The following is a 12425-nucleotide window of genomic DNA, read 5'->3' on the forward strand; positions in this document are numbered from 1 at the left end:
TAAGAGACCGACTTGCCCTCGCCGTTTGCGTTGTTTAGCTTCACGGCAACCAAAGGGGGAATGATGGCTCAAGTCGCGATCCGCAATGTGGCCAAGGCGTTCGGAACCGTCAAGGTTCTGCACGATGTCAGCGTCGACATCGCCGACGGGCAGTTCGTGGTGCTGGTCGGGCCTTCCGGCTGCGGCAAATCCACGTTGCTGAGGATGGTAGCGGGGCTGGAAACGGTCTCCGGCGGCACCATCGCCATCGGCGAGCGCGTCGTCAACCATTTGCCGCCGGCCAAGCGCGACATTGCCATGGTGTTCCAGAACTACGCGCTCTATCCGCACAAGACGGTCGAGCAGAATATGGCCTTTGCTCTCAAGCTGCGCAAAACCGACCCGGCGGTGGTCACTGAGCGGGTCAAGCGGGCCGCCGACATCCTCGACCTCAATCCCTACCTCAAGCGCTATCCGCGCCAACTCTCGGGCGGCCAGCGCCAGCGCGTCGCCATGGGCCGCGCCATCGTGCGCAACCCGCAGGTGTTCCTGTTCGACGAGCCGCTCTCCAATCTCGATGCCAAGCTGCGTGTCCAGATGCGCACGGAGATCAAGGAACTGCATCAACGACTGAAGACCACCACCATCTATGTCACTCACGACCAGATCGAGGCCATGACCATGGCCGACAAGATCGTGGTGATGCGCGACGGTCGCATCGAGCAGGTCGGCGCGCCGCTGGAATTGTTCGACCGGCCGGCCAACCTGTTTGTCGCCGGCTTCATCGGCTCGCCCTCGATGAACCTGCTCAAGGGCGTAGTGCGCAAGGGCGACAAGCCCATCGTCGAGATCGCCGGGACGCCGTTCCCGATTGCGGCCAAGAGTGCCGCGGAAGATGGCCGCAATGTCGTCTACGGCGTGCGGCCCGAGCATCTCGAAATCCATCCAGATGGTGTTCCGGCGAAGATTTCGGTGGTCGAGCCGACCGGTTCCGAGACTTTGGTGTTCCTGCGCTTCGGCGAAGGCGAGATGGTGGCGCTGTTCCGTGAGCGCCACGACTTCAAGCCGGGCGACACACTGCACCTGAAACCGCGGCTCGACCAGGTGCATCTCTTCGACGCAGAGACCGGCAAGCGTCTCTGATTTCGCCCCAGCAAACTTCGCGAGGAATACCATGCTCAAAGGAATCAATCCCCTGCTCAATGCCGATGTGCTGCAGGCGCTGCGGGCGATGGGCCACGGCGACGATCTGATTATCGCCGACACCAATTTCCCGTCCGATTCGGTGGCGCGCCAGACCGTGCTTGGCCGGCTGCTGCGCATCGACGCGTCGGCGGCCGACGTGGTCAAGGCGGTGCTTTCGCTCTATCCACTGGACACCTTCGTCGACGACGCGGCCGCGCGCATGGAGATCGTCGGCAAGCCGGACGACATTCCCGCCGTGCAGCAGGAAGTACAAAAAGAGATCGATGCCGCCGAGGGCAAGGCCTGGCCGATGATCTCGGTCGAGCGCTACGCCTTCTACGAACGCGCCAAGAAGGCGTATTGCGTCATCCAGACCGGCGAGCGCCGCTTCTATGGCTGTTTTGCCTTCCGCAAGGGCGTCGTGCCACCGGATGCGGAGTAGGGGCATGCCGGCGAAACCGATCGTCATGAAGCCGGTTGTCATATTGGGCGTCTTCGTCGCCGACACGGCCTACCGCGCCGCCCGCCAGCCGCGGATGGGCGAGACGATCCTGGGCACGTCCTTCACGCTCGGCCCCGGCGGCAAGGGCTCGAACCAGGCGGTGGCAGCCGGCCGGCTCGGCGCCGATGTCACCTTCCTTACCCGCCTCGGCGTCGATCCCTTTGCCGATATGGCGAGACAGACTTGGTCGCATGCCGGCGTGAAGAGCGCCGTCATCGACACGCCGGAAAGCTACACCGGTGCCGCCTATATCTTCATCGAGGAGACGAGCGGCAACAACGCGATCATCGTCAGCCCCGGTGCGGCGATGCTGATCTCGCCCGCCGATATCGAGGCAAATGCCGGCCTGATCCGCGCGGCCGGCGTCTTCGTCACCCAGCTTGAGCAGCCGATCGAGGCGGCGATGCGGGCGCTGGAGATCGCGCGCGGGGCAGGGGTGACCACCATTCTCAACCCGGCGCCGGCGGCCAAGCTTCCGGACCGCATCTATACACTTTGCGACTATGTGACGCCGAACGAGACTGAGGCCGAGGAACTGACCGGCATCAAGGTGTCCTCCATCGACGATGCCCGCCGTGCCGCCGACAGTCTGCTGGGGAAAGGCGTGGGCGCTGTCGTCGTGACGCTCGGCGAGAAGGGCGCGCTGCTGCACACGGCCGACCGTTCCGAGCATGTCGCAGCGGTCGCCGCCGGCCCGGTCATCGAGACCACCGGCGCGGGCGACGCCTTCAATGGCGGCCTGGCCGCCGCGCTGTCGAGCGGGATCGAACCCCTGCAGGCGGTGCGCTTCGCCTGCGCCGTCGCCGGCATCTCGGTCACGCGCCCGGGCACCGCGCCGTCCATGCCGACGCTGCAGGAAGTCGAGGCACTGCTCGCCAAGGGGTGAAGCCCGGCGCTGCGGGATGAGACTGTAAGCCGGAGCGAATGGGCTAGACCCGACTCTTGTCCGAGAAGCTATTGTCTTCTGGCTTGACCACAAACAGGCAGGCAGGTCGATGGATGAGCATCAATGCCAGAATTCGAAAGGAATGGACCTGGACTGGGTCACGAAAGAAGATGATTTTTGACAAATCAACGTCGACATTTCTCCGACATCAAGGGCACGTGGCCCTAAGGAGAAATGGCGCGAGTGACGGGGCTCGAACCCGCGACCTCCGGCGTGACAGGCCGGCACTCTAACCAACTGAGCTACACCCGCGCATGGACGAGCACGTGTCAGCCGTGTTCGTCGTTGGGGCGGTGGATAAGGGGTAAGCCACCGGGTGTCAAGCGGACCCGGACAGCATAACAGCAAACAGGAGAAGGTTTTTTGACAAGCCGAACTTTGTTGCCGAAACCGGCTCCCGGCCAAGCCACTGGCCGTTCATTTGGCCTTGCGAAGCCGGTCCTAACTGCTTAAAGGTCCGCCCCGGAGCGGGCGATTAGCTCAGTTGGTAGAGCGCTTCGTTTACACCGAAGATGTCGGCGGTTCGAGCCCGTCATCGCCCACCATTTCCATCGACGTATTCATTCAGGCATTGTCTTTTTGCAATGTCCGGTTCACACGCCTGCACTGTCAGAAAATCGTCCAACTGGCGGTTGGTAGACGCAACTATCTGGCATCGCTTATCATTTCCGCTTGATCGCCCCGCCGCATCGGAAAGACCGTGAAAGAATTCCCTCGGAAGCCTGACAATAACCAAGTAGCACGTGCTCGTCAGGCCACTGAACACGGAACCGCGCTGATTGAAGAGCTTCGCTACACGATCGCCGTATCGCGTCGGCTGATCGAGGCGTCACATTCACTGGTGAAGAGGTCGCAGAGCCAGGGCAGGCCTCTCGAGAGTGATGGTATCGAGATTGGCTAACAGGCACGTGGTCTGTCGACGCTAAGGTCCCCCCGTAGTGCAGATGGACCCTTCGATACTGAGTTGTCCCGGCAAACAAACCAGCGATCGACGCAACTAGTGGTTTCGTGGTTTGTTGCGGTATCTCCGCTCCCAAACGCTTCACGGTCCGGGGTGGGCGCATAAACAGTAGGACTTTGGTCTGATCGAACTTGTCTTTCCCATGGGACCTAAGTCTGATCTGCTGGCTCCTTGGGTGGCAAACGATTGCCGAAAGTTAAAGCTTACAGTAATTTAAGGGAGCACAAAAGAAAGCTAAAATCTTACTGCACATGGGCATGGGTGGGCGCGAAAATATTCCTGGATGGCTTGCGAGTCATCTTCCGGATGATGCGGTGATCGCAGGAGATCTCGCCGATAAGATATCTAAGGAGGCCGAAGGAAACCGGCTTCCGGGCGAACGGGTTGTGGAGACAACCCGTAGCGCAGAAGACACCTTCAAGAAGGAAAAAGGCGAACCGTATCGCCGCGCCACGATTGCGGGAATCTTGGCCAGCGGCTCATTCCTCGCGCTGTTGGTGTTAGCGATCTATCTGCTTTATGTGTTCTCGATCGTGGCCGGGGAAACGGTCGCGAATGTTCCCCTGCCGCCCACAGTGAACTAGTAGCCGCTCCGCCAACACTCGAATTAGCCCCGCACTGTGTTGATGCTGGTGACTTTCGTGTCTGCGGTGGACCACTCGAGGAAGGTTTCGTTCCCGCGGCAAAGGTGTTCACACGGGGTAACTGGCTGCTGCAGAACGGCAGCATTGTACTTCCATCGGCCTCCCGGTTCTTTGCAACTTGGGCGATTGGCTTGTCGCAGATCAGCCTGCAATCGCCGGAGCGTGAGCAATCAGTTTCGCCACATAAACACAACTCTTCGATGAATCAGCGTCCTGCACCACCTCAAATCCAATCGCCTTATAGAACTTCAGCGCAGCATCGTTCTCCGGCATGACTTCGAGGTGAATGCCGGTCGAGCCGCTCGCGGCAAGCCGCTGCTCGAGGAAGGCCATCGCGCGCCTGCCGATGCCTTTCCCGCGCGCTTGCGGCAACAGGTCGATATGGCCATGCGACGGGTAGGCCGCCAGCGCAGGCGGAACAGCGAAATCGGGATGATGGACCCGGTGCCGCGCCCAATCGCTGCCGCGCCAGCGTGAGCTGTCGGGTCCCGGGGCTGCCACGCGCCGCTGCAGCTCCGGGTACCAGTCTGATGCCAGGCTAGCATTGAAAGCGGCTGTTTTGGCTGCGCCAAGCAGATAGCCGGCCGCACCTGTGGGGCCATCGATAATAAAGGCCAGATCAGGTTCGAGGACCTGGTAGGGAATGGTATAGAGCAGGCCGAGCAGGTCCAGGTCGTCCTCTCGGCCGCTGGCGTCCTTGCCGGCATCGCCGGTCTTGAGACAGATCATCGCAAGTGCCGGATGATCGGCGGCGGTCGCCCGGCGCAGGAAGAAACCGCCGCCGAAATCGAGGATCACGGCGGTAGCAGCCGGAAATCCTTGCCCTCGGGCAAAAGCTGCCCGCCGTCGACGATGATGGTCGTGCCGGTGATGTAGCCGGCGTCATCCGAGGCCAGGAACAGGAAGGCATTGGCCACATCGCGTGGGCTGCCGAGACGGCCGAGCGGGATGGCGTCTTCCATGTTCTTGATGAAGACCGCACCGCGATGCTGCTCTATGCCTTCGGTGAGGATGTTGCCGGGCTCGACGCCGTTCACGGTGATGCCGTACCCCGAGAATTCGAGAGCCGCCGAACGGATGAGGCCGTTGATACCGGCCTTGGTCGCCGAATAGTGGCCATGACCGGGGCTGGTGACGTGCGGGCCGGTGATGGAGGAGGTGAACAGCATGCGGCCAAAATGCTGTGCCTTCATCGGCACCAGCGCCGCGCGTGCGGCGATGAAGCTGCCACGCAAGTTCACCGCCATGACCCGGTCCCAATCGTCGGGACTCGTGTTTTCCAGCAATTGCCAAGGATAGATTCCGGCATTCTGCACCATGATGTCGAGCCGGCCGTGACGGTCGAGCGCCAGTGCAACAGCAGCCTCGGCATCGGCCATCTGCGAGATGTCGGTGCGAATGAAGGCGGCGCCAAGCTCGTCCGCAGTCGCTTGCCCGGCCTCAACCTCGGTATCGGCCAGGACCAGCTTCGCGCCCTCCTCGGCAAAGCGCTGTGCGATCGCCTTGCCGATCCCGCGTGCGCTTCCGACGATCAGCGCGACCTTATCTTCCAGACGGCCGGTCATGCCAGCCTCTGGCGAATGGTCTGCTTGAATGCGTCGAGCAGCACGGCGGCGAGCACCAGAAGGCCGTGGATCACCTGGGTGAAGTTGGCCGGCAGGCCCATCAAATTGATCGCCGTGTTGATGGCCGAGAGCAGCAGCACGCCGGCATAGACGCCGGGCAAGGTGCCGACGCCGCCCTTCAGGCTGACGCCGCCGATGACAACCGCGGCGAAGGCATTGAACAACAGGCCGACGCCGAGATTGGCAGTTGCGCCGGAGGTGCGGATTGCCAGCAGCCAGCCAGCAAGACCGGCAATGGCGCCGGCGAGAACGAAGGCTATGACCAAGTTGCGGTTGACGCGGATGCCGGCGCGAAAGGTCGCAGTCTCGTTGCCGCCGATCATGACCAGGTGCCGGCCGAAGGGCGTCTTGGCCATGATCAGCGAGAAGACGATGAAACAGGCGATGGCGATCCAGGCGGTCAGCGGCAGGCCGCCCAGGCGCTGGATGGCGAACCAGCGGATTGCCGGCGCAAGGTCCTGTGCCGAGCGGCCGCCGGAAATGACCAGCACCAGGCCGCGCACCCAGATGTAGGAGGCCAGCGTGATGATGAAGGCACTCATCTTCACCTTCACCACCAGGTAGCCGTTGATGACGCCAATGAGGCCGCCGACGGCAAGCGCGATGAGCAGCGAAACCGGAACCATCAGCCATTGCGGCTGCAACTGGATGCCAAGGCCGATGCCCGACGAGCAGAACAGAATGCCGACCGCCATGGCGCTGAGCGCCGCCACCGATTCGACAGACAGGTCCATATGGCCGGCGATGATGACCAGCGCCAAGCCGATCGACATGACGCCGAGCACGCTCGACGCCTCGATGATGTTCGCGAAAATGCCGAGCTGAAAATAGTTCGGGATAAGGATGGAAAAGACCACCAGCACGAAGACCAGCATGAACCAGACGAGATTGTCGAGGATGAACTCGAGGGTTTGGCGCGTGCGGGGGTTCATCTCAGGATCCGGTTGGCGCCGACCCCGAAAAACCACCCGGTTTTCGGACTATCAGGCGCGGTTGAAAATTGCTGCAGCATTCCCTTGCGCGTCCGTTCGAACGCACCGGAGCTGCAGGGCAGGGCTCCGGGCCGGCATGGCCCGGAGCTTCTGGCGAGTTTGCTATTCGACCGGCTTTATGGTTTCGGTCGGCGGCTTCATGTTGCCCCAGAAGGCCGGGTTATCGACATTTTCCTTGGTGATCGCAGCGCCGGGGATTTTGATGTTCGGCCCCCACGCTTCCTTGGTCAGGGTCGATTTCAGGCCAAGCACGTCATATTCGCCTGGCTTGATCTCCTGCTTGTTGACCACCTTGTCCATGAACATCGCGACCGCCGCAGCCTGGGCGTAGAGCGGCTGCTCGACTTCGGCATTGAGCCAGCCCTTGCGGATCAGGTCGAGGCCGACCGGAGCGCCGTTCGAGCTCATCAGCATGACGTCGCCCGGTTTCTTGCCGGCGGCCTCGAGCGAGGCGACGGCGGCGACCGAAAGATGCGCGGCGTGGCTGAAGATCAGGTCGATGTCGGGGTTGGCGAGCATCTGGTCGGCAACGATGGTGCCCGCGTTACTGGCCTCCCATTGCATGGCCGGCAGCGAGATGATCTTGACGTCCGGGAACGCCTTCATCTTCTCCTCGAAACCCTTCTGGATGTCGAGCGTGTAAGGGTCGCCCGGATCGCCGAGCACCTGCAGGATCTTGCCCTTCACCGAGCCGTTCTTCGTGGTCAGCAGCTTTTGCGCCTGATCGGCGGCGACGTAGCCGATCTCGACGGTTCCGGCCACCGAGGTGAAGTCGGACGGGGTCGAGGTTATCTGGCGGTCGAACTCGACGACCGGGATGCCGGCGGCACGGGCCGCCTCGACCGACGGCTTCAGCGCATTGAAATCGACGGCGGCAAGGATGATCGCCGCCGGCTTCAGCGCGATGACGTCGTTCATTTGCGATTGCTGAGCGTCGGTCTTATTGTCGGCGTTCAGCGTCTTCATCTCGTAGCCGACCTGCTTCAGGAACAGTTCCAGCGCGCTCACCGAGCCGGTCTGGAACTCATCGAGCAATGTCGGCACCATGTAGTAGACGGTGCCCTTCGACTGAGCGAATGCCGGCGTGAGCGTGGCAAAGGCCAGTGCCAGGATACCGAAGACGGAAAGAAGTATTTTCTTCATGTCGTTCGCTCCTCTTGCGCCGGACCCCTCATTTGTCCCTCAGTTCGCCGGTCCGGCACCGGCGAGCGTCTCTCCGGTGATCATGTTGATCACCGCATCGGGACTTGTTTTGTTGCGTGCGACGTCGCCAGCCACGACACCTTGCCGGATCACCACGATCCGGTCGGCGACCTGGAAGGCCTGTTGCATGATATGGGTGATGATGACGACGCCGATGCCCTGGCTCGCCACCTGGCGGATCATGTCGAGGCCGCGCCGCGTCTGCTCGACGCCGAGCGCCGCGAACGGCTCGTCGAGAAGCACCAGCTTGCCGCCAAAATGCACGAACCGATTGAGCTCGATGGCCTGCCGCTGGCCGCCGGAAAGATGCTCGACATTGGTGCGAAGCGAGGGAATGCGGGTGCCGGCGCTGGCCAGTGCCTTTTGTACCACCTGCTCCATCGCGCGCTCGTCGAGTACCGGAATGCCGAGAACCTTCCTGGTGATCTCGCGGCCCATGAAGAAATTGGCGACCACGTCGACGTTGGTGCAAAGCGACAGGTCCTGGTAGACCGTCTCGATCCCCGCGGCCTTGGCCTCGGCGGGAGATTTGGCCAGGAATTCCTTGCCTTCGAACAGCATGCGGCCGGAGGTCGGCTCGAGGCCGCCGGCAATGATCTTGACCAGCGTCGATTTGCCGGCGCCGTTGTCGCCCAGAAGCGCCACCACTTCGCCCTTGCCGATCGAAAAGCTGATGCCTTTCAGCGCTTCGATGGCGCCGTAATTCTTGGCGACGTTGTCGAGCACCAGCAGCGGTTCACTCATGCCGCGATCCCCTTGTTATGCAAGAGATCCCGACCGCGTTCGCGTTCGGCGGTGAAGATCTGGCCGAAGCGCGGCGAAAGCACCCCCGAAACGGCAAGTGCGGCGGCACCGCGCAACACCGCATGCTGGCCGCCGCGTGCGACGCTGACGCGGGGCGTCGTGCGATCGCTTCGCGCCGAGACCGAATTGGGCAGGTGCGCGGCCGCGCCGGCAAGCCTTTCGAGCAGGTCGGTGGACGCCAGCCCGCCGAGGATGATGGTTTCGGGGTCGAACAGGTTTTCGATGATGGTGACGGCGTTGCGGAAGATCGGCGCAATCTCGCTCACCCACTCAGCGTCGGCGATTTTGCGGCGCCGCAGCGCCTCGAGCGAGAGATACCGTTCGAGGCAGCCGCGATTGCCGCACGGGCACGGCTCGCCGCCCGGCACAGCGGGAATGTGGCCGATCTCGCCGGCATTTCCCCAGGCGCCGCGCAATGCGGCCCCATCATGCACCATGACGCCGCCGAGGCCGACACCGAAATAGAGATAATAATATTCGGAATATGCCGTCCCGAGGCCGTAGAGGCGCTCGCCGATAGCCGCCGCCGCCATGTCGGTTTCGAAAAAGGCCGGCAGCCCGGTCGAGGCGGCCAGCCGCTCGCGCAGCGCCACATCCTTCCAGCCGGTCATGGTGGTCGGCCCCACAAAGCTCATGGACTCCACGCCGAACGGTCCGGGCAGCGCCATGCCGATGCCGAGAACGCGGCCACCGGGCCGCAATGCCGTCAATTCGAGCACCATGGCGCCGATCAGGTCGAAAGCGTGGTCGGGCGTTGCATTTGGGGCTTCGCGGTAGGTGCTCTCGATAACATCGCCGCTTAGGTTGATCAGGGCGGCATTGATGCCCAGCGGGGTGACGTGGATGCCGACTGCATAGCCGCCTTCCGGATTGATGCGCAGCGTCGCCGGTGGCAGGCCGCGCCCCTTGGGCTCTTCGCGCAGCGACAACACGTAACCGTGCTCTTCCAGCTCGCGAACGATGGTCGACACCGTCTGCACGGTGAGCCCGACGCGTCTTGCAATGTCGCCGCGGGCAATCGGTCCGTGAAGGCGGATGGATTCGAGCACGATGCGCCGATTATACGGCCGCCCGAACTCCTGATTGGTTCCCCGCAGTGCCATGCCTTGTGCCCCCGAGAGAGGCTAGACTGGCACTGAAGATTTATTCAGTCAAATGGAATTCAAAAATAAAATTGACAGCCCGTGCAGAGCGAACCTGGCGGATGGCCGCTCAGAGGCATGGTCAATAGCGGATGGCACGGCGCTCCAGCAGAACCACGATTGCGAAGATCGCGATTGACAAGGACGACGACAGCACGATCGCCGCATAGAGCCGATCCGATTGATAGTTGAAGGTCGCCTGGATGATGGGCGCGCCGAGGCCCTTATCCGACCCGATCCACTCGCCGACGATGGCTCCGATCACGGCCGTGGCCGAAGCGATTCGTAACGAGGAGAACAGCATCGGCAATGCTCTTGGCAGGCGCAGGCTCCACAAGATCTCCCAGCGCGTGGCCGACAGCACCCGGAACAGTTCGTGCTCGTTGTCGCTGGCCGAGTCCAGCCCGCGGATCATGTTGACCAGCGTCGGGAAGAAGCAGATCACCGCCGCGATCACGATCTTCGGCGTCATGCCGAGCCCGAAGGGAGCAGCCCGGCTCCCTAGAGGTACCGCTCGACCTTCTTGCCGACGGTCAGAAACCGCAGCGGATCGATTGCCTCGCCGTTGTGGCGGACCTCGTAATGCAGATGCGGGCCGGTTGAGCGGCCGCTGTTGCCGGTCTTGCCGATGATGTCTCCGGCATCGAGCTTCTGTCCGACGGCGACGTCGATTTCGCTGAGATGCCCGTAACGCGTCACAAAACCGTTGCCGTGGTCGACCTCGATCATGCGGCCGTAGCCGCCGTTCCAGCCGGCCTTGACGACCACGCCGGCTGCCGTGACCTTGGCCGGCATACCGATCGGCGCCCTGAAATCCATGCCGGAATGCAAGGCGGCCGTACCGAGGATGGGGTCGGTGCGCACGCCGAATGGGCTGGTGACGCTATGGCCGGGCGCGGGGTTGGTGAGCGGCAGCCGCCGCGCTTCCTTTTTAAGATGATCCAGCGCGTCAAGAGCCTCGTCCAACTCCTTGACCTGGCTGTCGAAGACCAACGAGCTGTCGAGTGGTATCAGCGGGCCACCGACGTCGCTCTTTTCGAATTCGCTATCGACGGGCAGGCCGGCGGCCTCAAGCGCCTGTGAGATCGCGTCGGCGCTTTTGTAGGCATTGTCGGCAAGTGTGGCGATGCGGGTGAGCTGCTGGCTCTCGATGGCCTTCAGCGAGTTGTTGATCGAAACGAAGAGCTTGTCCGCCCGGTCGGCCGCACTTTCGCTCGGCAGCGGATCGGCGCGGGTCGACCACAGTGAGAACGGCCTGGTGTCGTCAACGCCCACAGGAGCGGCAAGGGGGGCAGCAAGGCTGGCGACGGAATAGGCCATCGGCTGGATGCTGCCGGTCGCGTCGGCATGTTCGTCCGGCTTTGCCGTCGGCACGGGCGGCGTTGCGACCTGGTTTTCGGCTCGTTCGAGGATCGGGCCGAGGCGGCCGTGACGCAGGCTGAGCTGGCTCTGCCGTTCCAGCAGCTGGCTGACCTTGGTTTCCATCAGCTGCTGATCGAGTAGCTGGCGGCTGGTGATGCGGTCGACCTGGCTGCGCAGTGCCGAGATGCGGTCTTCGTAGGCCTGCTGCATGCGCGCCTGCCGCGCCGTCGTGGCGCCGATCAGATCGTCGCGCAGCACCAGATAAGAGGTCGCCAGCAGGTAGCCGATGACGATCGCTGCCAGCGCCGAGCCGCAAAATGCCGCAAGCCACGGGCGTATGGTGAAATGCCTTATCTGGTCGCCCCGGGCGATGATGACCGTGTGGGGCTCTTTGCGTCTGCCGAAGACCGCTGACTGACTGGCTACGTTCACGGGACCAAGCTTTCGTTACGACACCAACGACGAGCCTGATTACACATTATTAGGGTTAACAAAGTTTTGCCGGATCGAACGACAGGCAAAGGTCTTCGCGTAAAACGGGTATCGCATTGCAACGGCCTGGCGCAGCTCTCAAAGCGCGCGAACCGCCTCCAGCACCTCTTCGGCGTGCCCCTTGACGCGGACGTTGCGCCAGATCCTGGCGATGCGCCCGTCGCGGCCGATCAGGAACGTCGCCCGCTCGACTCCCATATAGGTGCGGCCGTAGAGCTTCTTTTCCACCCACAAATGGTAAGCCTCGATCACTTTGCGCTCTTCGTCGGCGACAAGATCGACGCTCAGATCGTACTTCGCCTTGAATTTGTCGTGTTTCTTGGCGCTGTCCGGCGAGAGCCCGATGACGACAGCGCCGGCCTTTTCGAACTCTGGCTTCAACTGCGAAAAGCCAATCGCCTCGTTGGTGCAGCTAGTGGTGTCGTCCTGTGGGTAGAAATAGAGTACGATGGGTTTTCCCAGCACTGCGGCGAGGCTGAGTGAACCGCCGCCGTCGCGTGGAAGATCGAATTGCGGCGCAACATCGCCCACGTCGAGGTCAGCCATACCGATGCCCTTGTTTGAAGTTACGCGCCAGGCTGCACCGAT

12 protein-coding genes, 2 tRNA genes and 1 pseudogene are annotated in these 12425 nt (G+C 62.5%); 5 read left to right on the forward strand and 10 right to left on the reverse strand.

All coding sequences use genetic code 11. The features are described 5' to 3' along the window. Nucleotides 1–63 precede the first annotated feature (63 nt). The 3 genes from NKH98_RS15980 to rbsK are packed head-to-tail and all read left to right on the forward strand — an operon-like array spanning nt 64 to nt 2552. Nucleotides 64–1122, forward strand: coding sequence for an ABC transporter ATP-binding protein (locus tag NKH98_RS15980; protein WP_352899810.1), 1059 nt, complete (start codon nt 64–66; stop codon nt 1120–1122). A 31-nt stretch (nt 1123–1153) separates the two neighbouring features. Continuing rightward, nucleotides 1154–1606, forward strand: coding sequence for an RbsD/FucU family protein (locus NKH98_RS15985; protein ID WP_023674665.1), 453 nt, complete (start codon nt 1154–1156; stop codon nt 1604–1606). A 4-nt stretch (nt 1607–1610) separates the two neighbouring features. Then, complete coding sequence (rbsK, locus tag NKH98_RS15990) at nt 1611–2552, forward strand: ribokinase (protein WP_352899715.1); 942 nt, start codon at nt 1611–1613, stop codon at nt 2550–2552. A gap of 235 nt (nt 2553–2787) precedes the next feature. Here rbsK and NKH98_RS15995 read toward each other — a convergent pair. Continuing rightward, nucleotides 2788–2864: transfer RNA gene (locus NKH98_RS15995), tRNA-Asp, on the reverse strand. A gap of 217 nt (nt 2865–3081) precedes the next feature. Between NKH98_RS15995 and NKH98_RS16000 the strand changes: the two genes are divergently transcribed. Both NKH98_RS16000 and NKH98_RS16005 read left to right on the forward strand, forming a co-directional pair. Beyond that, nucleotides 3082–3157: transfer RNA gene (locus tag NKH98_RS16000), tRNA-Val, on the forward strand. A gap of 673 nt (nt 3158–3830) precedes the next feature. Then, nucleotides 3831–4157, forward strand: coding sequence for a hypothetical protein (locus tag NKH98_RS16005; RefSeq protein ID WP_254817609.1), 327 nt, complete (start codon nt 3831–3833; stop codon nt 4155–4157). 201 nt (nt 4158–4358) lie between these two features. Here NKH98_RS16005 and NKH98_RS16010 read toward each other — a convergent pair whose 3' ends face one another. The 9 genes and pseudogenes from NKH98_RS16010 to NKH98_RS16050 all read right to left on the reverse strand — a co-directional run bounded on the left by NKH98_RS16010 (nt 4359) and on the right by NKH98_RS16050 (nt 12383). Then, the gene (locus NKH98_RS16010) at nt 4359–5015 is read right to left on the reverse strand and encodes a GNAT family N-acetyltransferase (RefSeq protein WP_352899718.1); all 657 of its coding nucleotides are present in this window, start codon (nt 5013–5015) and stop codon (nt 4359–4361) included. Further along, the gene (locus tag NKH98_RS16015; protein ID WP_352899721.1) at nt 5012–5782 is read right to left on the reverse strand and encodes an SDR family oxidoreductase; all 771 of its coding nucleotides are present in this window, start codon (nt 5780–5782) and stop codon (nt 5012–5014) included. The genes NKH98_RS16010 and NKH98_RS16015 overlap by 4 nt, the downstream gene beginning before the upstream one ends. Next, nucleotides 5779–6774 carry an ABC transporter permease gene (locus NKH98_RS16020; protein ID WP_254817612.1) on the reverse strand — a complete coding sequence of 332 codons (996 nt, stop codon included), beginning with the start codon at nt 6772–6774 and terminating at the stop codon, nt 5779–5781. Before NKH98_RS16020 ends, NKH98_RS16015 begins: the two co-directional genes overlap by 4 nt. Nucleotides 6775–6936: 162 nt before the next feature. Beyond that, nucleotides 6937–7977: a sugar ABC transporter substrate-binding protein gene (locus tag NKH98_RS16025; RefSeq protein ID WP_352899723.1), complete on the reverse strand. Its 1041-nt coding sequence runs from the start codon at nt 7975–7977 to the stop codon at nt 6937–6939. Nucleotides 7978–8016: 39 nt separating this feature from the next. Next, nucleotides 8017–8781: an ATP-binding cassette domain-containing protein gene (locus NKH98_RS16030; protein WP_352477330.1), complete on the reverse strand. Its 765-nt coding sequence runs from the start codon at nt 8779–8781 to the stop codon at nt 8017–8019. Next, on the reverse strand, nt 8778–9944 hold the full coding sequence (locus NKH98_RS16035) for an ROK family transcriptional regulator (RefSeq protein WP_352506457.1): 1167 nt from the start codon (nt 9942–9944) through the stop codon (nt 8778–8780). Before NKH98_RS16035 ends, NKH98_RS16030 begins: the two co-directional genes overlap by 4 nt. 121 nt (nt 9945–10065) lie before the next feature. Continuing rightward, a pseudogene (locus tag NKH98_RS16040) lies at nt 10066–10467 on the reverse strand (ABC transporter permease); the annotation flags it as partial. Between the two features lie 17 nt (nt 10468–10484). Then, complete coding sequence (locus NKH98_RS16045; protein ID WP_352899726.1) at nt 10485–11777, reverse strand: M23 family metallopeptidase; 1293 nt, start codon at nt 11775–11777, stop codon at nt 10485–10487. 138 nt (nt 11778–11915) lie between these two features. Next, entirely contained in the window at nt 11916–12383 is a 468-nt protein-coding gene (locus NKH98_RS16050; protein ID WP_352820831.1) for a peroxiredoxin, read from the reverse strand. Between the last annotated feature and the right edge of the window lie 42 nt (nt 12384–12425).

This window comes from Mesorhizobium sp. M0833 (genome assembly GCF_040319905.1).
In the GTDB taxonomy this organism is placed as follows: domain Bacteria; phylum Pseudomonadota; class Alphaproteobacteria; order Rhizobiales; family Rhizobiaceae; genus Mesorhizobium.